General features: G+C 55.1%; 24 protein-coding genes. 5 read left to right on the top strand and 19 right to left on the bottom strand.

All coding sequences use genetic code 11. The features are described from left to right. Positions 1-34: 34 nt before the first annotated feature. Positions 35-1,342 carry an MFS transporter gene (locus RGB73_RS08895; RefSeq protein ID WP_310771058.1) on the bottom strand — a complete coding sequence of 436 codons (1,308 nt, stop codon included), beginning with the start codon at positions 1,340-1,342 and terminating at the stop codon, positions 35-37. Between the two features lie 296 nt (positions 1,343-1,638). Then, positions 1,639-2,679 carry a hypothetical protein gene (locus RGB73_RS08890; RefSeq protein WP_310771056.1) on the bottom strand — a complete coding sequence of 347 codons (1,041 nt, stop codon included), beginning with the start codon at positions 2,677-2,679 and terminating at the stop codon, positions 1,639-1,641. Positions 2,680-2,959: 280 nt separating this feature from the next. Here RGB73_RS08890 and RGB73_RS08885 point away from each other — a divergent pair, with 280 nt between their 5' ends. Both RGB73_RS08885 and RGB73_RS08880 read left to right on the top strand, forming a co-directional pair. Beyond that, a complete protein-coding gene (locus tag RGB73_RS08885; RefSeq protein ID WP_310771054.1) occupies positions 2,960-3,385 on the top strand; it encodes an SRPBCC family protein in 426 nt (141 codons plus the stop codon). A 64-nt stretch (positions 3,386-3,449) separates the two neighbouring features. Beyond that, on the top strand, positions 3,450-3,716 hold the full coding sequence (locus RGB73_RS08880) for an ArsR/SmtB family transcription factor (protein WP_310774199.1): 267 nt from the start codon (positions 3,450-3,452) through the stop codon (positions 3,714-3,716). A gap of 78 nt (positions 3,717-3,794) precedes the next feature. On the opposite strand, the gene RGB73_RS08875 is transcribed toward RGB73_RS08880, so the two are convergent. The 13 genes from RGB73_RS08875 to RGB73_RS08815 all read right to left on the bottom strand — a co-directional run bounded on the left by RGB73_RS08875 (position 3,795) and on the right by RGB73_RS08815 (position 15,684). Beyond that, a complete protein-coding gene (locus tag RGB73_RS08875) occupies positions 3,795-4,436 on the bottom strand; it encodes a pyridoxamine 5'-phosphate oxidase family protein (protein WP_310771052.1) in 642 nt (213 codons plus the stop codon). A 48-nt stretch (positions 4,437-4,484) separates the two neighbouring features. Continuing rightward, entirely contained in the window at positions 4,485-5,111 is a 627-nt protein-coding gene (locus RGB73_RS08870; RefSeq protein WP_310771051.1) for a LysE family translocator, read from the bottom strand. Between the two features lie 143 nt (positions 5,112-5,254). Further along, positions 5,255-6,469 (bottom strand): MFS transporter, encoded by a 1,215-nt coding sequence (locus RGB73_RS08865; RefSeq protein ID WP_310771049.1) that lies wholly within the window; start codon positions 6,467-6,469, stop codon positions 5,255-5,257. Positions 6,470-6,531: 62 nt separating this feature from the next. Continuing rightward, on the bottom strand, positions 6,532-7,095 hold the full coding sequence (locus RGB73_RS08860) for a thioredoxin family protein (protein ID WP_310771047.1): 564 nt from the start codon (positions 7,093-7,095) through the stop codon (positions 6,532-6,534). A gap of 36 nt (positions 7,096-7,131) precedes the next feature. Then, positions 7,132-7,521 carry an IDEAL domain-containing protein gene (locus tag RGB73_RS08855; RefSeq protein WP_310771045.1) on the bottom strand — a complete coding sequence of 130 codons (390 nt, stop codon included), beginning with the start codon at positions 7,519-7,521 and terminating at the stop codon, positions 7,132-7,134. Between the two features lie 70 nt (positions 7,522-7,591). Continuing rightward, entirely contained in the window at positions 7,592-8,008 is a 417-nt protein-coding gene (locus tag RGB73_RS08850) for an RrF2 family transcriptional regulator (RefSeq protein WP_310771043.1), read from the bottom strand. 362 nt (positions 8,009-8,370) lie between these two features. Further along, a complete protein-coding gene (locus RGB73_RS08845; RefSeq protein WP_310771041.1) occupies positions 8,371-8,787 on the bottom strand; it encodes a RidA family protein in 417 nt (138 codons plus the stop codon). A 763-nt stretch (positions 8,788-9,550) separates the two neighbouring features. Further along, positions 9,551-10,528: a quinone oxidoreductase family protein gene (locus RGB73_RS08840; protein WP_310774198.1), complete on the bottom strand. Its 978-nt coding sequence runs from the start codon at positions 10,526-10,528 to the stop codon at positions 9,551-9,553. A 163-nt stretch (positions 10,529-10,691) separates the two neighbouring features. Continuing rightward, the gene (nadR, locus tag RGB73_RS08835; protein ID WP_310771039.1) at positions 10,692-11,735 is read right to left on the bottom strand and encodes a multifunctional transcriptional regulator/nicotinamide-nucleotide adenylyltransferase/ribosylnicotinamide kinase NadR; all 1,044 of its coding nucleotides are present in this window, start codon (positions 11,733-11,735) and stop codon (positions 10,692-10,694) included. Further along, the gene (gene pnuC / locus RGB73_RS08830) at positions 11,723-12,436 is read right to left on the bottom strand and encodes a nicotinamide riboside transporter PnuC (RefSeq protein ID WP_310771037.1); all 714 of its coding nucleotides are present in this window, start codon (positions 12,434-12,436) and stop codon (positions 11,723-11,725) included. The genes nadR and pnuC overlap by 13 nt, the downstream gene beginning before the upstream one ends. Beyond that, the gene (locus RGB73_RS08825; protein ID WP_310771035.1) at positions 12,433-13,281 is read right to left on the bottom strand and encodes a TIGR02452 family protein; all 849 of its coding nucleotides are present in this window, start codon (positions 13,279-13,281) and stop codon (positions 12,433-12,435) included. The genes pnuC and RGB73_RS08825 overlap by 4 nt, the downstream gene beginning before the upstream one ends. A gap of 35 nt (positions 13,282-13,316) precedes the next feature. Continuing rightward, positions 13,317-14,216, bottom strand: coding sequence for an NUDIX hydrolase (locus RGB73_RS08820; protein ID WP_310771033.1), 900 nt, complete (start codon positions 14,214-14,216; stop codon positions 13,317-13,319). A gap of 199 nt (positions 14,217-14,415) precedes the next feature. Next, positions 14,416-15,684, bottom strand: a complete 1,269-nt coding sequence (locus RGB73_RS08815) for a cation:dicarboxylate symporter family transporter (RefSeq protein ID WP_310771031.1) — start codon at positions 15,682-15,684, stop codon at positions 14,416-14,418. Positions 15,685-16,095: 411 nt separating this feature from the next. On the opposite strand from RGB73_RS08815, the gene ytvI reads away from it, so the two are divergent. After that, the gene (gene ytvI / locus RGB73_RS08810; RefSeq protein WP_310771030.1) at positions 16,096-17,127 is read left to right on the top strand and encodes a sporulation integral membrane protein YtvI; all 1,032 of its coding nucleotides are present in this window, start codon (positions 16,096-16,098) and stop codon (positions 17,125-17,127) included. Between the two features lie 143 nt (positions 17,128-17,270). Here ytvI and RGB73_RS08805 read toward each other — a convergent pair whose 3' ends face one another. The 4 genes from RGB73_RS08805 to RGB73_RS08790 all read right to left on the bottom strand — a co-directional run bounded on the left by RGB73_RS08805 (position 17,271) and on the right by RGB73_RS08790 (position 21,534). Then, on the bottom strand, positions 17,271-18,884 hold the full coding sequence (locus tag RGB73_RS08805) for a DUF4179 domain-containing protein (RefSeq protein ID WP_310771028.1): 1,614 nt from the start codon (positions 18,882-18,884) through the stop codon (positions 17,271-17,273). Then, positions 18,871-19,437 carry an RNA polymerase sigma factor gene (locus RGB73_RS08800; protein ID WP_310771026.1) on the bottom strand — a complete coding sequence of 189 codons (567 nt, stop codon included), beginning with the start codon at positions 19,435-19,437 and terminating at the stop codon, positions 18,871-18,873. Before RGB73_RS08800 ends, RGB73_RS08805 begins: the two co-directional genes overlap by 14 nt. A 332-nt stretch (positions 19,438-19,769) precedes the next feature. Continuing rightward, positions 19,770-20,195 (bottom strand): NUDIX hydrolase, encoded by a 426-nt coding sequence (locus RGB73_RS08795; RefSeq protein WP_310771024.1) that lies wholly within the window; start codon positions 20,193-20,195, stop codon positions 19,770-19,772. Between the two features lie 160 nt (positions 20,196-20,355). Further along, a complete protein-coding gene (locus RGB73_RS08790) occupies positions 20,356-21,534 on the bottom strand; it encodes a DUF4272 domain-containing protein (protein WP_310771022.1) in 1,179 nt (392 codons plus the stop codon). A gap of 111 nt (positions 21,535-21,645) precedes the next feature. Here RGB73_RS08790 and RGB73_RS08785 point away from each other — a divergent pair, with 111 nt between their 5' ends. Both RGB73_RS08785 and RGB73_RS08780 read left to right on the top strand, forming a co-directional pair. Continuing rightward, positions 21,646-22,737 (top strand): suppressor of fused domain protein, encoded by a 1,092-nt coding sequence (locus tag RGB73_RS08785; RefSeq protein ID WP_310771020.1) that lies wholly within the window; start codon positions 21,646-21,648, stop codon positions 22,735-22,737. A 76-nt stretch (positions 22,738-22,813) separates the two neighbouring features. Further along, positions 22,814-24,031 (top strand): hypothetical protein, encoded by a 1,218-nt coding sequence (locus tag RGB73_RS08780; protein WP_310771018.1) that lies wholly within the window; start codon positions 22,814-22,816, stop codon positions 24,029-24,031. Positions 24,032-24,105 lie beyond the last annotated feature (74 nt).

Genomic DNA, 24,105 nt, shown 5'->3' with positions numbered 1-24,105 from the left:
TCTCTGTCCCCCTGCAGGTACAACCGGCTTTTTGTCAGAGCGGCAAGCTTTTCGTTTTCGCCGCTTTTTGCTTGGCGTGGTACCATACCCCGACCGGGATCAGCAGCAGCGAGAGGAAGCCTCCCGCGAGCGAAAGGGTGGCGAAGCTGGAGTGCGCTACCACCATACCGGACAACGCTCCACCCGATGCCCCTGCCAGGGCAATCAATACGTCGACGGTCCCCTGCGTCTTGGCGCGGGTGGCAGGTTCGCTGGCGTCCACGATGAGCGCCGTTCCGCTGATCAAGCCGAAGTTCCACCCCAGCCCGAGCAGAGCGAGTGCCGTAATCAGCAGAGCCATGGAATCCGCGGGAGCCAGCGCGGCGATCATGCCGGCAGCGAGCAAGATCGCGCCGGAAGCGAACGACATGGCCGTGCGACCGATCTTGTCGACCAGCACCCCGGTCAACAGGGAAGGGAGGTACATCGCCCCGATGTGAATGCCGATGACCAGCCCCACTTCGCCCAGGCCGTGCCCGTGATTCTTCATGTGAATCGGCGTCATCGTCATGATCGCCACCATCACGATTTGGGTCAGGATCATGACGGTCGCCCCTACGACGATCCCCCGGCCGTTGCTTGCCATTTTTCCAGCCCCCGCGTCCTTCGCGCCGTTTTCGCCTGTCTTCTGCGCTTCAGCGATGGCCTTTGCGACTACAAACGGATCGGGTCGGAGGAAAACTGCGAAAACCAAGCCCGCGAGAAGGAAAGCGGCAGCGCCCAGAATGAAGGGACCCGCCAGAGCCGGGATGCCGAGTGAAGTCGCCAATCGGCCCATGACCTGGACCAGGTTGGGGCCGGCCACCGCACCGAATGTGGTGGAGACCATAGCGATACTGACCGCTGTCGCGCGCTGGTTGGGCTTCGCCAGGTCAGTCCCCGCATAGCGGGCTTGCAAATTGGTGGCCGTCCCTGCCCCGTAAATCAACAAAGAAAAAAAGAGAAGCGGAATATTGCGAGTGACGGCGGCAAGAATGACCCCGATCGCGCCAATTCCCCCTGCGAAAAAGCCTGAAGCAAGTCCAAACCGGCGTCCCGAGCGCTGCGAGAGCCGCCCGACGAGCAGGGCAGCTACGGCAGAACCGAGGGTCAGCAGCGCGGAAGGAATCCCGGCGTAGCTTTCCGTACCCAACATATCTTGAGCGAGCAGCGCACCGACAGTGACGCCAGCCGCTAGTCCGGCTCCGCCGAAGATTTGGGAAATGACCACGATCAGCAGCGTCCGTTTAAACAAACGCTCCTGGTTTTGCGGGGAAGCTACGTAGTTTTGAATACATCGATCTTCTTCAGATTCGTGCAGCATGACCTGAACCACCTTTCTCTTTGCCTGTTTTCGGTACCGAATCCTTCCAGCTCTGGAATGATCCTATTTTACATGATTTGCCCGCACTTGGAGAGACAAAACGATCGTTTCCCCCCCTTCAAAGTGTCGGGTATTAGAAAACCTGGCTACGCCATGCCTTTTGGCGGAGCCGCGGTTGCCCTTATACTGGATAGGAATGTTAGAAATTCCGATCTGTACAAGAAAAAACGGCTGCCGCAAACGAAACATCGTCCGTGGGCTGCCGTTCGGTATGGGAACTTCACATCTGGTCGCAATCACTCATCCACTTGGATCTGCAAGTACGCTTCTCCTACCCATTCATACTCCCGATAAGCCTTGAAGGAAACGTGGTGCAAACCCGCTGCTTCCGCTTGGAATACACCCGCCACATACTCGTAGCTGCTGTCTTGCAGCCTCGGTCCGCTCATCGGCTTCACGTTGTCCGACCAGGCGAATGAATATCCTTTTTTCGCATACGATTTCGGTATTTTCGCGATCACGACAGCTTGTCCCCCGTCCTGCAACAGCGTCTTGCCTACCAACGGCACCATTTCCACGCGAATGTTTTTCGGCTTGGGCGCTTTCACTTTGATGGAAAAGTCGAGGACTCCTTCCCACCGCTTTCCGTGTTCATCGCTCATCGGCAGTTCGAAGTGGAAATGATAGTCGCCTTCCCGACTAGGGGTAAAATAGCCTGTCGTCACGTAAGTACCGCTTCGTTGCACGGTTTTCAGTTTCCTGACTTCTCCCATGCCTGCGGGACTTTTGGTCACGACGATTTGAGCATCTTCAAACTTCGTTCCCTTTTTGGTGGTGGAAATGGTGAATTTGACTTCCTTCCCGATCTCAAAGGTGCTGGCGGAGCTCGTAAGCCTCGACTGCACTTCCTCGGGAGGCTCGGGCAATCCGGCGTCGATGACCCGTATGTCGGCGCGAACCGAATCTACCCAGCGGTTGTACCCATCTTCTTCCGTTATCGTAAAGGTGAGGGTGTACTTCCCTTTTTTCTTCGGGGTGAATTCTCCAGTGGTCTGGTAGTACGCAGGATCTTCCGTTGGCACGGTTTCCACATGTTCGACGCTTTCCTTGGCTCCTTCGGAAAAGGCAAACTCCGCCTTCTTTACTTCTGCCCACCCGATATGCTTATGGCGCACTTCCAGCTTGTACGTTTCGCCCACCACAAAATAATCAGGCAGATGTTGATACTCCGGAAACAAAGATTCCGGACTCGGCGACGACGCTTCGGCATATGTGCTTGGCGCTGCCATGCCGACCAGCAACGCAAAAGCGAGTGCCATTCTTACCCAAAATTTCAATGCGCATCCCTTTCCTTTCCCCATTCACTTTTTGCTGCTCCAGGATGTATGCCCACAGGCTATACCCTTTCTAATGGATTTATTGGTAAATATTACCATAATAACAAAAAGTCTGGTTATATTTTTTCTCTTGAATCCCCAGCAATCTTGGTAGGATGGATGTATGTCTCACGCACACGAGGAAACAATCAAAAGAGAAAACCCTTTGACATGACACAAAAAGGTGTTATATTGGTTATGACACCTAGAGGTGTTACATTCAAACCATGGAGGCATCGCTATGCAAACACAGGGAACTTTGCCGGAGATCCGCAAAACGGTGGTACTTCAGGCTCCGATCGAAAAAGTATGGAAAGCTGTCGCCACGTCGGAAGGAATCGCATCGTGGTGGATGCCCAATACATTTGAACCTGTCATGGGACGCGACTTCATTCTGCATGCCGGACAATTTGGCGATTCTCCGTGCAAAGTGACGGAAATCGATCCGCCCAACCGCCTCGGTTTTGACTGGGGCAAGGATTGGCATATTACCTTTGAATTGAAGCAGCTGGAAGAGGGAAAAACGGAATTCACCCTGATTCACTCCGGCTGGGATGCAGAGAAGCTCACGGAATTCGGCCAGCCACACACCGTCATTCGCGGCATCATGGACGGCGGGTGGGAGAAGATCGTCAAAGAGAAGCTTCCCGCAACCATCGAGGTATAACTTGGTCACCTCCCCGTCCAAGCATGACGTTTTCCAGGCAATCGCTGACCCGACCCGCAGGCGGATGCTGCAGCTGCTTGCAGACAGGGAAATGCCGATTGCGGAAATCACTGCATGCTTCCCGATCACCCGCACTGCCGTGAACAAGCATCTGCATGTGCTGCACGATGCCGGTCTCGTGAGCAATCAGAAGGTCGGACGGGAAACACGGTACAAGCTTCAGCCGGAGCCCCTGGCCGAGCTCAAGCAGTGGCTGTCCTTTTTCGACCAATACTGGGATGAAAGGCTGTCCGCTCTGAAACATTTGGTGGAAAACGATCATGAGCAATAAGAAAAACCGAGACGCGAAAGAATCGCGCTCGGTTTTTTCATGAAAACCTGGCCCGCAACCAGGAAGTCAGCCTAAGCTCTAGTACAATCGATTTTGATAGCCTTCGTTCAGCTCTTTCTCCACCCGCTCTGTAGTCATCTCCGGGATTTGGCAATGATCGGCGTACACTTGCGGCATGAACGGAAGCAGCTCCTTTGCCAGCCATTTCTCCGGATCCCACAAGCTCGACCGGATCAGCGCCTTCGCACAGTGAGCAAAGCACTCCTTCACTTCCACGCCGATCCCGAACAGCGGACGACGGCCGTTCACGGCGCATTGGTCAAGCAGCTCCTGGTCCCGGCACACAAACGCTTTTCCGTTGATCCGCAAGGTCTCTCCCAGCCCCGGGATGAGGAAGAGCAGGCCGACCTGCGGGTTGGACAAGATGTTCTGGACGGAATCCAGGCGGCGATTGCCCGGCCGCTCCGGAATAAACAGGTGATGGTCATCCAAAACCAGCACAAACCCCGGATGATCTCCCCGTGGCGAAACATCGCACTCCCCGTCCGCATTTGAAGTGGCCAGCGCCAAAAACGGGGACTTGGAAATAAACTCGCGGCAGTGATGATCCAGAGACGAGATGACTTTTTTTACCGCCCGCTCTCCGGGATGGCCGTATACTTGACGCAGCTCAGCAAATTGTTCATGCGTAGAAATCACGTCCTGGAATCGTTTGCTCATCCGAGCACCCTCCTTTTTTTCACTCGCAGACCGGAGCTTACCGCACTCTTACCTGCTTTGAAACGCTACCTTCAATCCCAATCCGATATAAATGACACCGACCAGCTTGCCGCTCCAGCGTCCCAACCAGGGAACCCGCTTGAGCCATTTTCCCAGCTGGCGAACACTCACTGCAATCAAGGACGTATAAAGGACGCTCATGGTCACAAACACCAGTCCGAGCACGAAAAACTGCAGGAAGGTCGCTCCCCGCTCCGGATTCACAAACTGGGGCAAAAACGCCAGAAAGAACAGCGCAGTTTTCGGATTCAACACCTCGACGAGAATCGCTTCGGTGTAAGCGCGCAAGCCAGACAGCGGAGTGACGGCGGGCACGCTCGGATCCGTCGGCTTCTCCAGAATCGCACGGATGCCGAGGTACAGCAAGTAAGCTGCTCCCGCTATCTTCACCACCTGAAAAGCCATCGCGGACGTCATCAGGATCGCCGACAGCCCAATGGCGGCAAACATCGTATGAATGAAATCGCCCGTAGCGATGCCGAGACCGGCCAGGATGCCAGCCCTCCTCCCTCCCTGGACGGTGCGTGTGGCAGTCAAGAGAACAGCCGGTCCGGGAATCAAAAACAAGCCGATCACGATGAGGACAAATGTGCTGAGCGTGGAAAGCGTGAACAACGGACATCCCCTTCTTTCCTTTTTCCTCCATTGTAACTGCGACCGGCCGATTCGGTAAACGACAATCGCGGCTTACGCAAAAAAGCGGACCCGCCCTGTTCCGAAGAACAGCGGATCCGCCACCGATACTCTGCCGCGATGGGCTATACGATTTCCGACTGGGCTGCCATCGGCTTGACCCGGCGTCGGCCTTCCCTTTTCGAAAGGATCAGACTGATGATCAAAATGATCGCGCCGAACAAATACGGAGCGTTCAAATGCACATCGTACAGGGTACCAGCCGCAGCCGGGCCGAAAATGTTGCCCAAGCTCATGTAGGCGTTGTTCATCCCTGCGACGAAGCCTTGCTCGTCTCCCGCACGCTTGGAAATGAGCGTGTTGATCGCCGGACGCATGATGGACGTCAGCGTAAAGAACACAACGGTCAATGCGAGCATATACCAGAAGTTGCCCGACAGCAGCATGAGAAACATGGAAACGGCCGAGAACAAAAACGTCCAGTTGATCAAATTCTTCTCACCGAATCGCGTGATCAGCTTGCCGATAAATGCCGCCTGAACAATGGTCCCCGCCAGAGCCCCCACCGTGATGATGATGGAAATGTCGCGAGCCGTGTAGGCGAATTTCGCGTCCACGAACAGCGGGAAGATCGCCTCGAAGTTTGCCAAGCCAAAGGTCATTGTAAACACGAGGATCAGCATGACGAAATACGGCGCCTTGACGGATCTTCCCAGCTGGACAAACACGTTTTCCTTCTTCTCCTTGGACTGGCGTGCCGCAAGCTGCGCCTCTTTGGAGAGGGATTCAGGCAGGAACAGCAAGGAACCGACTGTGGCAAGCGCCCCGACAGCTGCGGAGACGTAAAGCGGCATCCGCAATCCCAGCTCGGCGAGGAAGCCCCCAATTCCCGGCCCGATGACGAAGCCGAGAGACATGGCTGCTCCGAGGAGGCCCAAGCCTTTGCCCCGCTTTTCTTCGGTCGTAATGTCCGCCACGTACGCCAGCATCGAAGGAATCATGGCGGCTGCCCCGATGCCCCCGATCAGTCGCGACACGTACAGCATCGAGATGTGCTCCGCCGTCGCAAAAAGCAGGTTGGAGATGGTAAACAGCCCGAGGCCGGAGACAATCATAATCTTCCGTCCGTACTTATCCGACCACTCCCCTGCGATCGGCGAAAAAATAAACTGGGTCAGTCCCAACGCCGCGATCAAATACCCGGCGGTCTTTCCGCCTGCGTCAAATTCCTTTAAAAATTCGGGAAGAATGGGAATGATCAAACCGATCCCCAGCATGGCGATGAACATGTTCACCATCAGGAACAGAATCGGTCGCCCGTGATTCTCTGCATTTCTCATTTCTCGTTATCCAGTCCTATCCATTATAAATTTTTCTATCTGTACGCCATGCGCGCTTCGTTTTAGCCTCTTACCGCGGCCTTCACGCTGTCGATCACCGTGCGCCAAATGGCCGGATCGGAGGTGATTTTTTCTTTGAAGCTGCGATAGACGTTGTTTTGCTTTTCCGCGAAATCAGGCGCATCGGCTGCAGGCAGCTGGCTCCGAAGTCCTGTGATCAACTCCTGTACTTCCGGCGAGCGCGGGCCCCACACTGCCTGCTTTTCCCCTTGCTCGTCGATGAAGATGAAGATCGGAATCGCACGGGAGGTCCCGTTGGTCAAGTATTGATCCATGAGCTCGAGATTTTCGTCGCGGATCAGGTATCTCAGCTCCACGCTGCTCTGCTCGGCGATTCTTTGCAGGATGGGCACATTCAGAGCTGCGTCGCCGCACCAGTCGGCAGTCAGCACGATGCCCCTCCAGTTGCGCTTCGCAACGTCTTTCCATACCGCCAGGTCCTCATCGGTGAACGTGAGCTGCTCGTATACACGGGTCAGCTCTTCACGATTGACTTTCATGCTCTTCGTGTACTCGTCGTATGTCATGCCTTTCTCAAACCACGGATTGTGTGCAAGGGTAGTCATCCATTTTTCCTCCTACGCATTATACGGTACCAACCATCATTCCCAGATAGCAGATGTTCCCAAGCGATTGCGGATGCGCCGGGACTCTCCGCCTCTTTGGTCGCTGCGCCTTGCGCTCTTTGGCAGCGACTTTTCCTGGGCGACCAGTTCCATGAACCACGCCCGGTCTCTGGTAGCCAGTGCGAGATCGATCAGGTCGCGTACCTGCTCCTCGCTGGCCACCTCGGAATCGCCCATAGGCTCGACCCAGCTGTCATGCACGACGGCGACTTTGCCCACAGCCTTTTCGTGATCGCAGTGAACGACGTACACATGGATGCTGCCTTTCTCCGCATCAGTCGCTTCCACGAACCCGATGATCAGCTCACCGTTTTGCGTTTTGCCTCGCACCCAATCTCCTACTGCCAATTGTTTGGAACGATTCATTCTATTCACACCACCCTGTGTGTATTTAAAAAGGTTACAGTTTGGACGACAATGTATCCAATTTTCTTCGCTACGGCTTCTTGATTTGCTCCAGGACCGACTGGATCGTGATTTGCCCCAGATACTGGACGTAATGTTCTTCCGCTTCGGTGAAAATTCGATCCATCACACAGTGCATCTTGGAAGAAATGAGACAGGATTCTTGCGGGTCCCCGGTACACCAGTGCGGCTTCAGCGTTCCGCTGGAGACGGCTCGGTACACCCGCGCAAGGGTCACCTCATACGGGTCACATTCCAGAATGTAGCCTCCTCCGATCCCCTCCTTCGTCCGTACAAAGCCATTCCTTCGCAGGATACTCATGATCTTTCGGATTCTTGCCGGGTTCGTACATACATTTTTCGCAATCAGTTCACTGCTTGCCATATGGCCGGGGAGGTTCGCCAAAAAGGCTAAGCTGTGGACGGCTATCGTAAATTCACTATTCACTTCAGCGATGTCCTCCTCCAGAAGAGTACTGTAATCATAATTCGTACAGTTTGGGAAGTCAACAGGGAAAAACAGTTTGCGTGCAGGTGTCGCTTCGCTGTCTTTTTCGCGCTCGTTCCCGCTCTTGTGCCGGGGGCGGAAAAAGGCGAAAACGCTCCAGGTTCATGGGGACACTTGCGGGGACACTGTTTCTGGCCGGCTCCATTCCAAAAGGGGAACGGCGGCCAAAGCAGCCGTCTCAGTGTTGGTTCTCATGGTGGCCGCTCAAGCGTGTTCCCCTCTTAAGTTGGAAAGGCCGCCGAGCATCTTCATCGGCAGCCCTTTTTTCGATCTATTTTTTAAAGTACCCCCAAACGTAAGAACTACCTTTCCGATGACGGAACTACTGCGGCCACTGCCTCGATTTCCACCAATTGGTCTGAATACCCCAATACAGTCACCCCGGACAAAGTGCTCGGGACATCGTGCTCGCCGAATTCCGTTCGAATGATTCTCCACGCAGTCGCCAAGTCATCCCGGTTCTGTGAGGCCACCAGCACTCTCGTATAGACCACGTCCTTCAGCGAGGCGCCGCTGGCTTTTAGGGCTTCTTTCAGATTCTCCACACACATCGAAGCCTGACGGGCATAATCACCCGGATATGGCACCTGTGTGTCTTGATTCAACGGGCAGGCCCCAGCCAAAAAAATCAAATCCATCTCGGCAGGCACCAGGCTCGCGTATGCATAATCGACGCTCGGCAAATTCGATGAATGGATCAAGGATATTTTTCTGTTCATGTGCATTCTCCCCTCTTTTCGTTTCATACTCATAACGACACCCGGGCGTTGCGATGCCCATTGAGCCAGACCGCATTATTTAGATAAAACTTAGCAGGACCTTGCAATCGGCAGGGGAATTTCAATGGTTGTTCCTTTGTTCCATTCGCTTCATGAGCGATTCCCGCAGCCAATTGACCTGCGGATTAGACCATGATCATCTTTCTAATACCCCATACGATAAAAACGGGTTTTTTTCCCCGACTGCTGTACAATCACCAACGACTGCTCGGCATAGTCTGTACAAAATAGCAAAGGTGGTGCGCCGACCGAATGGGTAGATTTTCATTCACTGGGTCCTTTGCCTTTCAGAAAGCTGGCAAAAAGTTTTTACTCCGGGTTCCGACAGGAGTAAGCGGGACATTCGCAATCTCAAACAACAGCCGTAGACCCTTTGTTCTCATTTTGGATGGTGTAAAGGAGTTTTCGGTAAAACCTTTTAGCATAGCGAGAATTGGCATTTCCTCCCCAGGATTCCCTACAAGAATTTCCATACAAACCCGTGGGGCAGCCAAAGGATCCTTTATCTATCAGCAGAACAAACAAAACTGACAAAACAAATTCAGGAGTCTGCTGAAAAAGCAGACTCTTCTTAGTGCAGTGGATCCGTTCATCAGGAGCAAGGCCGCCAACAGATCTTTCCTCTCTGTTTTGAAAATGAATTTGTGATCATTCGCCTCATGCAATGGCTTGCCGTCGGGATCGGACCATCGCATGCTGTCCCCTACTTCCTCACAACAAGCAGGACTTTCCCGGTGCTTTGTCTGCTCTCCACCCACGCATGGGCGCTCGCTGCCTCTTCTAGGTCGAAGCGTCGGCCGATTTTGATGCGCAGGCTTCCGTCGGCCAAGTACGCGAACACCTTTTCAGCCGTGTCTTGCAAGAGGTGCGGGCGCTTGCTGCGGGTGGTGCCAAAGCTGAAGCCGAGGACGGAACGGCAGCTCGCGTGCAGATCGATGGTCTTGACGGTGCCGACTTCCCCGCTGGCGTTGCCGAAATGGACGAGCCGCCCGTACCATGCCAGGCAGTCCATGCTACGCTCGGTCACGGAGCCGGAAATGGAGTCGAGAATGACGTCGGCCCCTGCTCCGTCCGTCAGCTCGTTCACTTTCGCCGCAAAGTCCTCGGTATCGTTGCAAATGACGTGGTCGGCGCCCGCCTCCATGGCGATTGCAGCTTTGTTCTCACGACCTACCGTACCGATGACCTTCCCGGCGCCCAGGAGCTTGGCGAGCTGGATCGCTGTCGTCCCGATCCCTCCGGCAGCCGCGTGGATGAGGACAGTCTCGCCCGGTGCCAGCCTTGCCACATCCGCCAGCAGCTTGTAGGAAGTAAAGGAGACGACGGGGCAAGCCGCAGCGGTATCGAAGTCCATGTTGTCCGGCAGGGCAAACGTCAGGTCTTCGCTCGCGACGACGTACTCCGCGTAAGACCCGCCGGCCGGAAAGGCCACTACCCGCTGTCCAGGCTGAAAGCGGGTCACTTCAGAGCCGACCCGCTCCACGGTTCCAGCAGCGTCCAGTCCCGGTACAAAGGGCAGCTGCCCTCCCTTTTTTCCGTACCTCGATTTGATGTCGGCAAAGTTGACACTGGTCATTTCCACGCGGATCAGGACTTGATTCGGTTTCACTTGCGGGATCTCCACGTCTACGAGCTGCATGTGCTCAGGTCCGCCAAAAGCGGTGACTGCGACTGCTTTCATCATAGGGACTCCTCCACTCTTCCGCAGGTCGGCACGCCGATCTACGATTCAAAATGTTCCGGACTAGCTCACTTTTCTGCGCATCGTCTGCACCGGACAGCACGGGCTCGTCGACCAGCCCTTGTATGTGTGCGTGATGGTTGTGGTTCTAGTCTAGCCCAATTTACAGCGACTGGGAAGTACTGCGGAGCAGGGCGTCCACATGGTGCATCGCCTGCCGCAGACGATCTTCGTACGTCCCCCCGATTGCCGTATACGCGATGCCTCGCTCGTCCAGCATTTGTTTCAGTCTATGATTGTTTTCCTGACGGACGCTCGTGTCTCCGTGCACACGCAACCCGTCGTCGATCCACGGCACATCCGGTTCGAGGAAGAGCCACAGATCGTACTTCTGCTCTCTCGCCACCTCATCCAGAACAGGGAAGGTGCGGCCCGTGTACAGCTCCGAATAATACTGCGTGACGATCGCTTCCGTATCGATGAAAAGCAGCTTGTTTGCCCGCTTGAGAGCTTCGTACTCTTTCATTTTGTGGCCGTAGGCGATGTACGGAAAATACTCCTCGGTCAAAATCGTCTCGCAGCCGCCCACCTCCTCGCAGATAGTGCGTCCGAATTCCTCCACATGCACGGTGTTATACAGCTTTGCCAGGTGACGGGTGAGCGTCGACTTGCCGCAGCTCTCCGTCCCCACGACCACCACTTTTTTCACAAAAGTCGGACGAACGACGGACGGGATCTGTTCCCAATGGGCGAATATACCTTCTTCCCGGATCCGCGTCGCCGAAATCGGCACGTGGCTGCGGCCGGGGTCGAGGACGATGTGCTTCGCCTCCGGGTACAGCTGCCGGAAGATCGGGTCGTAGTCGATTTCCGAGCTGAAGACGAAATCGATGGGCTTGCCGATCTTGGCGCGGATATCAGCAGCCCCGGCAGCCCAGTCGTAGTGCTCGTCGCTGTCTGCCGCATCTTCTACGGCGACCGCATGCACATTTTCCATGTCGCTTGTGAGCATGGAAAGCCAGCGCAGCCTCACCTCGTAGGGCATCGGCGCCATCCCTGCGTCTTCGCACAGCTTGCGGTCGCGCGCCTCGCTGTGCGAGAGGACGACATACAGCTCGTCGCAGCAGCACGCTGCACGGGTAATCGCGTACACATGACCTTGATGCAGCGGCAAAAATTTTCCCCCGATAAAGCCTACTGTTCCCATGCCGGCGCCTCCTTTTGCGCGCGGTATTGGGCTCGCCAGTTTAGCCAGCCGTAAACGGCGTTCACCAGGTACGACGTCCACATGACGAGGATGGAGATATCGTTGCCGTCCGCCAGGAATGCGACCAGCCACATGTAAATCGTCAGCAGGTCGATAACGATCCAGACGATCCATTGCTCCACATAGCGCTTTACCATGAAGATCATCGCCACGATGGAGAGAACGGCGGTCAAGGAATCGACGATGGGCAGCGCCCCGCCCATTGCCTTGAGCACCAGCGCATAAGCTGCGGTCGCTGCGAGGCAAAGCACGCTCCAGACGATGCGCGAACGCCAGGTCATCTCGGCCACCCGCACATCGTTTTGCTTCGTCTCCGACACCCCGTTCTTCCTCCACAGGAACAGCCCGATAAATTGCATCGGCAAAAAGTACGGAAGGTTCAGCATCACTTCGCCGTAGTATTTTTGACCATAGGCGACAAAGGCGTAGAGCACCACGTTTACGATGCCCGGATAATAATTCCACGTCTTTCCTTTGGCGACGAGCACGACGCTGAGCATGCCGGTCAAGGATGCGCACAGCCCGATAAGCGTGTCGTCCAACGCGAAAAACAGGTAGACGTTGATCAAGGTAAAGGCGAGCAGCCACAGCCGCTCGAACCAGCTCCAGTCCGCGAAAAACTCTTTCCTTTTGGCTATCATGCGAATCTCTCCTGAAAGGCCCGCAAATTTTCTTGCCGGGCAGAATGGTCCAGCACAGCAAAGACGATGTGGTCAAACAGCCTGTCGTAGCCTTCGTCCATGAGGACCTGTGCAAAATACTCGGCTACGTCGACGGCCCGGTTGCGGAACACGCCGCAGCCATACGCCCCGAGGATCACAGCGCCATGTCCGCTTCTCGCCGCTGCCCGCAAGATCCTCCGAATTCGCTCCAGCATCACGCTGCCGATACGTGGCTCGTTCTGAGGCTCCCGCTCCCGCACGACTCCGGCGTTTACGGCAGGCGCAGTAAGGAAGGACAGTACATACGGCTGATCCAGGAGGCGGTCTTCCCCATCGCGGATCACCGGCACACGCGGGGACAGGATCATGTAATCCGAGTACAGGCATGTTTTCAGCCCCCGATTGTAGGCGTACATTTCCTCCATCTGCACGATGCACGGATACAGGCCGGACGCCCGGGCCAAGCTCTCTTCCTGAGCCTGTGCCCCGTTGAGGAATCCTCCTCCCGGGTTTTTCGCGGAGGCGAAATTCAGGCAAATCACGTCGGATCGTCCTTTGTCGAGGACCAGCCTCCTGGCTGCATCCAGACTGGATTCCCCCGTGACTTCAATGGACGCTCTATTGGTTTTTCCCTCCATGCCGGCAGGTGACAGTTCTACAGGGTCGTCCGGGCGAAACAAGATGGAATGCCGGATAGCGTAGGCCAGCTCTTCTCGAATGTCCACGACTTCGTCTTTGCTGTTGACGTATTCTCCCGCCTCCACTATTTTCATCGTCTCTTGGGCTGTCTGCACTCGCTTGGTGCGGGCTGCTCCCGTCTTCATATCGTTTCCTCTCCCTCTTTTGGGCTTTGGTATGTTTACGTCCATTCCGGATTGAACCGGTAATATTTCGATGGCCGATGTCCGGCGTGCTTGCGGTACTGATTCGTCTCGATCACTTTGTCGGCGACTTTTCGGCGGAAAGCGGCGGCCAGCAGCTCCTTGCCCAAAATGACCTCGTACACTTGCTGCAGCTCTGACAGTGTGAAGAGCTCAGGCATCAGCGCAAAGGCGATGTCGGTGTACTCGATCTTGCCTCGCAGCCGCTCCAGGGCGTACTGGATGATCCTGGCATGGTCGAAGGCGATCTGCCTCGACTCCACGATTTCTCTATCCTCCCGCACGGTGCGGCCGTTTACCGTCCGCGTGATTTTCAGCGTGGCGGACAGCTCCTCCGCTTCGTTCCACAAGCGCAGCTCCACCCACTTCTCCGTCACCGTGCCTGTGGCTGTCGCCGTCTTGCTTTCTCGCAGCCAACGGTCCTCGATGCGAAACCACTTCGCGTCGTCGGCGTCATCGCCCGCCTTTACTTCCAGCTTTTCGCTGTCCACCAGCGCCATGTAAGACGTGCTGATTACGCGTGTCCGCGGGTCTCTGTCCACTTCGCCCCATGTGTACAATTGCTCCAGATAAATGTCGTCGATGTTGGTTTCCGTCTGCAGTTCACGCAGAGCCGCTTCTTCCAGGCTTTCGTCCGGCGAGACAAATCCTCCCGGCAGCGCCCACTGCCCCATGAACGGATGATCCCCCCGCTTCACGAGCAAAAGCTGCAGCGACTTGGGCGATAGCTTGCGATAGTTCTGCTCCTGTTCATCCGCGACGGTAAAGATCAGCATGTCGACCGTAACGGATGGCCGCTCGTACCGGCTCGCGTCATAGCTCTGCAAAAATTGCTCTTCCGTAAGCCCGGCCTTGTTCTTGATCGGTGTGTCATTCACTCGTTTCGTCGCCTCCACGGGCACATTCGCTCGGTGTGCGCCCCTTTTTATTATTCATGTTTTGTTATTAACATTTTGTTATTAACACTTGGTTAACAAGATCTTATCTTTCCTGGTTCTCCCTGTCAATAGGTGTGCGAAATAAAAAAAGCCTTCCGCCCGGATTGCTCCAGACAGAAGGCTTTGTCGCTTATCGAGATTAAGCAGCTTTGTTGCTTACTTCTTTCAAATATTGCTCGGCTTTTTTCTTGTCGAACTGGCCTTCCCAACGCGAGATCACAACGGCAGCCAGAGAGTTCCCGACTACGTTTACGACTGTGCGCGCCATGTCCAGCAGACGGTCGACCCCCGCGATGAATGCGAGACCTTCGAGCGGAATACCAACGGAACCCAGCGTCGCCAAGAGAACGACGAACGATACCCCGGGCACACCTGCAATCCCTTTGGAAGTGACCATCAGCACCAGCATGAGCGTGATCTGTGCGCTGATCGGCATGTGGATGCCGTACATTTGGGCGATGAACAGCGCCGCGAGCGCCTGGTACAGCGTCGACCCATCCAGGTTGAACGAATAGCCTGTCGGGATGACAAAGGACGCGATCGCTTTCGGACAGCCCAGACGTTCCATTTTCTCCATGATTTTCGGCAGAACCGTCTCGGAGCTGGATGTCGAGTAAGCCAGCAGCAGCTCGTCCTTCAAAATTCGAATGATCTGCGTAATCTTGATTCCGCTCATGCGGGCAATGGTGCCCAACACGACGAGGATGAAGAACAGCATCGCCACGTGGACCAAAATGACCAATTTGCCCAACGGAACGAGAGAAGAAAGACCAAACTTGGAAACGGTAACCCCGATCAGGGCAAATACCCCGAATGGAGCGAAACGCATGATGGCGTTTACGACCCAGAACATGGCGTCCGCCACACCCTGGAAGAAGTTCAGAACCGGTTTTCCGCGCTCGCCTGCTGCCGCTACCCCCAGTCCGAACAGGACGGAGAAGAAGATGATCGCCAGCATGTCGCCGCGGACAATCGCATCGAAAATGTTTTTCGGCACGATGTTGACGAAGGTATCAATCATACTGTGGCTTTGTGTGGATTCAGCAGTCTCCACGTAGCTGTGAATGTCGGTTTTCGACAAATGGGACATGTCTACGCCGACACCGGGTTGAAAGATGTTCGCTGCCAGAAGTCCGACAACAATCGCAATCGTGGTAACGATTTCAAAATACAAAATCGTTTTCCCGCCAATTTTCCCCAGCTTCTTGACGTCGCCGACACCGGCAACACCGACGATCAACGTCGCGATTACGATCGGGATCACAATCATTTTAATCAGACGAAGGAAGACATCACCAATCGGCTGCAAATAGGTAGCCACAGCAGGGTTGCCGAAGAAAATGGCCCCTACCAGGATCCCCAGAATGAGACCGATGACAATCTGAATCGCTAATCCAAACCGCTTCATTCTGACACCTCACTAAGAGAAAAATTAGGATTTTATCTGCACAAGTTTCGACTTATGTCGAATATTGTCGATTTATATTCACATTTTAACAGACAGATGTTTTTATACTCAATGTAAATAGCTTCCTTTTCCTCACCCTTACTTTCCCTTGCTATGTATCTCAGTGATTCTTGGCCGCGAATCATATAGAGTTTCATCATATCATGCAATTGTCGCTCTCCTTATAATTTTTATTTTTCTTTATACACCTATTATTTCGATGATTATGACTTGAGAGGATATAATTGTTTTCGCATACATCTTCAAACACCTACTGTGCGGCGACTGCATTGTGTTTCCCCTGGCAAAAATGATAAAATAGGAAAGATTGGATATAACCTGTTACTTATAAGATAGAGAATGGAGCTGTCCATGACGATTCGGAAGATTCTTCTGCTAGCAATCCTCCTAGCGATTGCGTTCTTTCTGCTGCCGCATTCCGTACCTTTTTTGCTTGCGCTGTTGACCGCGATCCTGTTGGAGCCGATGGTGATGTTTCTCATCCGTAGACTTCACCTCAATCGCTTGAGCGCCGTCATCGGCTCGTTTCTTTTGTTCCTGCTTTTGTTTGGCGTCGGCGCCTACTGGCTGGGGACTCAAATCGTCGTGCAAAGCGTAGATTTGGCGCAGCGCCTGCCTGCCTATTCCCAGCATTTGTTCGAGCTGCTGGAATCCACGATCGTGCGTTGGGAAGTGTACTACGCCTCCCTGCCTGCGGAAACTGTCTTCCAGATCCAGCAGCTGTTCGAAAGCCTGAAAACGTCGGCTCTGAACGGCGCCTCCAGCCTCGCCAAAGGCATTCTCGGCGCAGTGGCGACGATTCCCGGCTTTTTGCTGACGACCATCATTTACATGGTGGCGCTGTTCCTGATCAGCCTCGACCTGCCGCGGCTGAGGGCCGGGTTCATGCGGCTGTTCACTCCCTCCGCCAGGGAAAAGGTAAACGTCGTGCTGTCCCAGCTGAACCGTGCGACCGTCGGATTTTTGCGGGCGCAAATTATCCTCAGCTTCGTCACGTTCCTGCTCGCGTGGCTTGGCCTGGTCATCCTGCACGTCAAGTATTCGGCGGTCATCGCGCTGTTGATCGTACTGGTGGACATCCTCCCGATATTGGGGACGGGGTCCTTCCTCGTACCGTGGGCGGTCTACAACTTTTTTACGGACAAAACGCACCTCGCCATCGGGCTTCTCGTTCTGTTTTTGGTCATCACGGTCATTCGCCGTATCATTGAGCCAAAGATCCTGGCTTCAAACCTCGGAATCAGCGCGCTCGCTGCACTGGTCAGCCTTTTTCTCGGACTCAAGGTCCTTGGATTGTTCGGCCTCATCCTGGGTCCGGCGCTCGTCATCATCTACGAGGCGTTGCGCAAGGCAGGGTTCCTGAAGTTCCGAATCGATTTCTGACAAAAAAAGCATGTGCGGTGGTTCCTTTGCAAGAGCACCCGCCCCGCTCCCGGGCGATCCACGTCCTGACGGGTAGGCACAAGAAAAGCTGCTACATAAGCGTAGCAGCTTTTTTGCAGCCTGAATGCGTCGCAAGCATCCTCCTATTTCGACGGCAAGGCCACCTTCCAGTTCAGATCGTCATACCGTTTTTTCACCGTCTTCAGTGACAAAGTCAGATTCTTTGGAAGCGCAGGCATTCCTTTGACGATCAATGTCTGCTCCAGCATGTTCCCATTCGCATCTCCGGAGACGCTGGAAGTGGAATAGTCCGTTCTCACCTCATACTCCAGGCCGGTCTCGTCCGCCAGTCTCCACGCCGGAAAATCAGATTCCGGCATCATCCCGACCAGTTCGATCAGCCAGACCGGTTCGTTCGTCTCCGGGTCCGTTCCCTGCCTCATGTTTTTGACGGTATAGGAACTGGAAAACTCCTCGTACCGCTTGGTGACCGGGGCGGCGGACAGCTCAGATGGCCGGAACTGGATGGAAAAGTCGGCGGCCTCGGTCTTCACGATGGCATCCAGGACGAACCACAGCTCCTCAGGGGATTGGGAAGGCACAAATGCTCCGTACCAGCGCCAGGTGTCGTCCTCTGTATGTTCGGGGGGCGAGCTGTACCCCGGTGTAAAATAAATATGGCGGTTGTCCTCTGGCGGGTCGCTCGAAAGGCCGGCGACAAACCTTCCTGCTTGGTCCTCGATGTGGTATTCGAGGCTGTATTCACCCAGGGATGCCCCGTCCCTCCCCTGTTTGCTCCACTCTTTCAGACGTTCCTTTTCTTCGGGAGTCCTTCGCGTTCCCAAAGTGAAGCGGGTGGCGCTCGGCCCGTACGTGACCCCCTCCAGGGTGAAGTCGATTCCATGGGGGGAGGAATAACTTGCCCCGATCGGCGTGTACGAAGAGGCTTCCCTGCTTTTCTCGAAATTGACCGGCACCTCGAGCTTCCAGCTTCCCTGTTTTTTTGCGGCCGGTTTCATGTCCGTGATATCGAAGTGAAGGACCAGGTCATTGGGCGGCGATTTCAGCATGAACGTGTAATCCGCGTACCCTCTTCCCTGCTGGAATACGTCCGGAGATTCATTGATCATATTGCCGGCCTCGTCTGTCAAGTAAATCCGATTGCCTTCATAGGCAGGTACGAACAGATTCGGCGGCTCCTTGCCATTTTCGTCCTCCAGCACATAAGAGACGACCAACCGAGTCGGATCGGCGACGATGTCCTTGATCCGCAGCGTGATCCCCTGATCGGTGACAGCCTGGTTGACGGCGATGCCGAATCCTTGCTCCACCGCCCTTTTCAGACCCAGCTCTCCCCCTATGCGGCTCATAAACGAAGAGACATACGCAGCAAAAGCGGGAGAGATGTAGGAACCCGCCGCCATCCCCAGAAAAACGGCGGCGCAAACGGCCACGGCAGCCCGTCTCCACGTCGCTTTTCTCCGCTTTCGTGGAGACAGAGGCGCTGCCGAGACATCAGGTACTTGCTGGGGAGAATACGGCTCCAGCTGATCCAGAACCGAACGGGTAAAGGAATCGGGCAACCGCTCCAGTCCGATCGCTTCCGTCACAACCTCTCCTTCCATACGCAGGCGGGAGAGCATCGCTCGGCATGCAGCGCAAGACGCGAGATGCTCCTGGATGCCTTTGTCTTGCGAAAGTGCGCTTTCGTCTTCAAAGGTAAGCAGCAAACGGTGCCTGCAATCAGAACACTTCATTTACTCTCCCTCCCTTCCACGATGGTTGAAATCGTTCCCGCAGCTTTTGTTTTGCCCGATGCAGCCTCATCTGTACGGTACTGACCGAGACATCCAAAACCGTGCTGATTTCCTGATAGCTCATCTCTTCCAGATAGCGCAAGAGCAGTACGATCCGGTAATGCTCGGGCAGCTCCTCGATGACATCCCTGATTTCCGCCACATGCTCTTTTTGCAGCAAAATCGATTCGGGGCTGGTTTCATCCACCAGCCATTCATCATCCCACTCCGCCGGATGGCGCTGATTCTTTTGCCGGGCTTGCAGCGTATTCAAACAAAGATTGACGGCGATTCGGAACAGCCAGGATGAAAATTTCCGCTCGGGATCAAAGCTGCGCAAATATTGATACGCTTTGATAAAGCATTCCTGCGTAAGATCTTGCGCATCCTGGGCATCATGGATCATCCGCATCAGCAACGTATAAATCCTGTCCTTGTATTTCTCGATGAGAAACCCGTACGCTTCTTTGTTTCCCGCCAATACTTCCCGTACGCATTCGTTGTCGTCCTTCATTACACACCTCCGCGCAAATGCACTGTTCTTTCTTCACTATGTACTACCTGAGTCACGACCCAAATGTTTCTCTGCCGCCCATTTTTTTCTATTTGGCTGAATGCTTTTCGCCCCTTTACCGGGTACGAAGACTGACCATCGGCCTGCCGCATGAAGAACGGATGAAACTGGCCAGCTCCGTACCATAACAAAGGATAGCTCGGGACGGGCCATGATTGGTTTCCAGCAGGAAAAAAGGCATCAGCAGTCCGCGCTCCTCCCTCGAAAGAACGTGACTGCCGATGCCTTTTTCACTGGCCACCATCGCTGCATGCTGCATTGCCATGCGGTTTCTAATTCCGTGTTCCTTCAAAAGCGTAAAAGGGTCGTGCCTGTTCCTGCCCGACTTCCAGCTGGAGTGCTGCCGCCAGATCCGGCATCAGCTCATTGGCCTGTCGGGCGTCCGCCCACCTCACCTCCACGATGTCATCATCGGGGTCGCTGATTTGGATGGATCCACCGGTGACCTGTGCAAAAAAAGTGAAAAACAGCACATGATGGCCTCTGTCTTTTACAAAAGAGCTCAATCCGGTTACGCGAATGGCGTATCCGGTCTCTTCCCTCACCTCGCGATGCAGGGCTTGCTCCAGCGTTTCTCCTTCCTCCACGGCCCCACCCGGCGGGCCCCAATAAAAGGAATCCCCTTTCCGATTCTGTACGAGCAAAATTTTCCCTTCTTCATTCCGGATGATGGCGGATACCACGTCGACTCTTTTCAACGATAAGCCCTCTCTTTTCTATTCGTTTTTGATGGACACTCTGAACCATCCGCACTCCCCATGCATCCACTCACTGGTAAACAGCGGCCTCCTTCAGCTCGTTCCCAGATAGCGGCTCTCTCCCGACGACTTTGAGCCTTTTTTGCCGCTACCAGCACTCCTATGTATCCATCTGCACGTGATCCCAGTCGTCTTCCATGTAACAGATCAACCAGTTGAGCGCCCGATGCCTCTCCATTACCACTCCGCCGTCCAGCCCGCCTGCCACTGTCCGGTCGTGGATTCGCGCGTCCACGCATGCCCAATCGTACCGGTAGATCAAGTCCGCCTGATCCAGGATCTCTTCCTTGCTCCGAAGGACAGCGCCTTCCAAGAAGGTCGCGTAGTCGCCTGCCTGCTTCAGGACGTCGATCGCCGCGTTGACGTCGCAGATCTGGCCGGGGAATTCGAGCTCCTCCTTGTACCCGAGCGCCCACAGGAGCACCCAGTAGCATTCGTACATCCATACCATCTGGATGGCTGCCGTGCGATCCGGCTGCGCGTCCTGCAGAAACGCTTTTTCCTTTTCCGTAAAGAAAGAGGCTGCCCCGTACTGCTCGATGATTCCCTCGATGAACTCCCGCTCTTCCTGCACATCCCCGCCTTCTGTGACGCCGCCTGCATACACGGCGATCAGACAAAGGGCGATCGCTCGCTGAACAACCTCCTCCTTGGTCCGGAGCACAGCGTCTTCATCTCCCACGATGACAGGAAGATGCCGGATGGAAGGAATGCCCCGTTCTTCCAGCAGCTTGAGGCTCCGCTCTTTGCGCTCTTCACCGGACTTTGACGGCTTGATGTGGCCATCAATCAAGTCTGAGCTCACCGTCACCCGGAAATCCTCCAGCTCCGAATCGCCATCCGGGCTCAGGATCAATCTTCCCTGGCTGTCCAAGGTGTTTCCATTGGGAAGAAAGACGATGCCGTGCACAGCCTCGGCCATCTCCAGGATGGACTCGATTGTCTTCGGGTCCAGCTCATGGCTCGCGACGATCCCTACCGCTACATTAAGCGCCGTGATTTGGAGCAGCAGCTTCTGCTTGACCTGCTCATGACCGGTCTCGATTTGGTACACGTACCCGTACATCCCTCGCTTCATCTGGAGAAACTCATCCGGATCCGCGTCCTCGCGCATGATGTTGAAGGTGATGCTGCGCTTGCCAAACCATCTTCTATCCACTGCTGTTACCGAACGCCCGTCTGCCGATGTCTCGACTGCTTGCTCGCGAAAAGCCTGCCCGATGGCATCCAAAACCTTTTGATGCTCCCCAATCGATACGTACAGCGTGCATTGCTTCATCCTGCTTCCCCGCTTTCGCACACAAGTTTGTTACAAGGTACCAATAGTGGTATTCTATCCCTGTTGCCTGCCATTTCCAACTATTCCTTACTGTATCGGAGGTTTGAACCGTTGAAAAATATCCTGTTGGAGGAATTTTCACCCATTTGCCCAGTTCAGGCGTTTGTCGAAGAAGACGAGCATGGCGTTTATTTCTACTTGTGGGACCATCCTGGCACGGAATACGCCCGCATCCGCTCTTGCTGTGTCCGCAACTACGGGACGGCTCCCGCAGACCTGGATCTGTCAGCCATGGAAGACGGGAGTGCCCCGATGCTGCCTCGCGATTGTTGCGCTCACCCGAACGGCGCGGAGCGGCTCGACCCTGACCGGCTCTCCATTGTATGGCTGGAAGAAGGGGACGCCGCTGCCCTTCTCTATGAGAACGAAGTCCTTTCCGTCATCCCAGGTTGGGCGGGGCCATCCGAAGACGGCTCCCACTATCCCGCCTATGCACGAGATTGCGTCGCCGAGTCTTCCCTTTGTTTTCCGCTTGGCACGCCCGAGACGAACGCCCTGTATGCCCGGATCGAATCGGCGCAGCAATTTTGGTCGAGCTGGGACGCTCATCCTTGGCCGGATCTGCAGCAGCGGTATTTGGACGCCATCACTTCTTCCCTAGGCCCCGTGAAAACGTACTACGGCATCGATGGCGGCCAATGGCCTCCCAAAGCACTGGTAACCGTCGAAAAAGGGGATGTCACCTATGCCGTGACCCTCGGCGTATCCATTTTGCCGCAGCCCAAAGTCGAGCAGTATACCGAAAAGCCCGAGCTGCTGCGCCGGTTCGAGCTGGCCTTCGCCTTTGAAACCAGCTCGCTTGCCCCACATGAAAAAGAGATCCTGTCGTACATCAGCGGGCAAACTTCCTTGCCCTGGTCCTATTTGACCTTCCTTGCCCACGGTCACACCCTTCCGTGCCGGGAGATCGGCCAGGCCGACGATCGGTTCGCCTCCGTCCTGCTCGCAAAGCCGGAGAACGCCCCTGCCATCGCGTTCCCCGACAAATCCGGAGACCCTGTCCAACTGTTGTGGATGATCCCGCTGACGGACGCGGAGCTGCGATTTGCAAAGGAGCATGGATCCGCTTCCTTGCTGGAGAGAGTCGATGGCAGCAGCCAGATGTGGGTCTTTGATGGCAAGCCGAAATTTCTCGGCAGCTGACCCGCAGATCCGAATCTGGAAACCAAATGGAAACAGCGCCGTCTAACAAACACCACAAACCAAAGGATGATTGGTTATGAACAGAAAACGCATCTGGATCGGCGTTCTTGCCGGCAGCCTGTGCTTCTCCGCCGTTTTTGCCACCGCTCCTGTTCCGACCGTTGCGGAAGCAGCCGCGAGCTATCGCATCACGTACAAACTGCCGCCCAATCCGGAAAAGTATTTGTTCTTGAACGTGCAGATGGTTTCGATCTCCAATCCGCAGGTGCCTGTCATGAAAACGACGTATACCAAAGATACGTATTTCGCTGACGTGGACAGCGGAGGCTCTTATTGGCGCTTCCCCTTTGAAAACAATCGCAAATTCGTCTCCTCGAAAAAAGGGTTTCTCTGGAATCTGTACCATCTCATCGGAATCTTGCCGCCATCCATTCCGGCCAATGTCAATCTGGACGACTTGGATAGACAGATAGCCGGCACAGAAGAATATTCAGAGGAGGGCAGAAAGCTGAGGGAGACGCGGGCGCAGCTCCAGATGAACGCCCGCCTGCAGCCGCTGATCGACGCAGGATACGTCAAGCCGGAAGAGATCGACGACGGTGTAGCGACCAGACAATTCGTGGCGACCGTTCTCTACCGGATGTTTGGAGAAGTCCGTCCCTATCACGGAGGAATCGACCTGAAGGACTCGGACGACGTGGCCGTCCGCTGGGCTGTCGAGGTCGGTCTGCCGGGCTTTGCGGTCGACAAGGAAGGCTATATTTATCCGCAAACCGCGCTCAGCATGGATCCCGGACCGGTAGAATACCCCGAAGAGTATGCGTACGACCGGCTGTCTCACTTCGTCACGCTCGTCCTTCCCGGGAAAAAGACGGCGTCAGGCTGGGAATATTTCCAGGTCAAGCTGCTGCCGGGCATGGTGCCGCTGCAGACCCGGGAGCTCATTTACGTCAATGGCAAAGCGTACGGCGACCTTTACGATCCCGTATACTCCGCCGGCGCCCGAACGAACGAATACCAAAACGCGAGCAGGAAGATCGCCCAATACGCTATCCCCCGCTTCGCCCAAATGCTGAGCCAGGCAAGAGCGGACGCGCGAAAGCCGCGCGTGTGGGACTGGAGCCGCGATCTCATCCACCACCCTCGGTTCGCAAAGGAGATCGCCGCCTACCGCAAGAACAAGAGCAGCAAAAACCTAAACGCCGTCTACCAGGCTGTCCGCGGGTACTACAATTTGAACGTCGGGCAGGACTCCGCCGCGAACATCAAAAGCGTGCTGGATCACGTGAAGTAAAGCGCGGCTGGGTCGCGAAGGGATGAGGAAAACAAAAGAAGCCAGCCACAAGCACGGTTACCTCGTGCCTGCGA

Source organism: Brevibacillus brevis (assembly GCF_031583145.1).
Classification (GTDB): domain Bacteria; phylum Bacillota; class Bacilli; order Brevibacillales; family Brevibacillaceae; genus Brevibacillus; species Brevibacillus brevis_E.
Note: the sequence above shows the minus strand (reverse complement) of the source record. Positions and strands in the feature narration are given on the sequence as shown.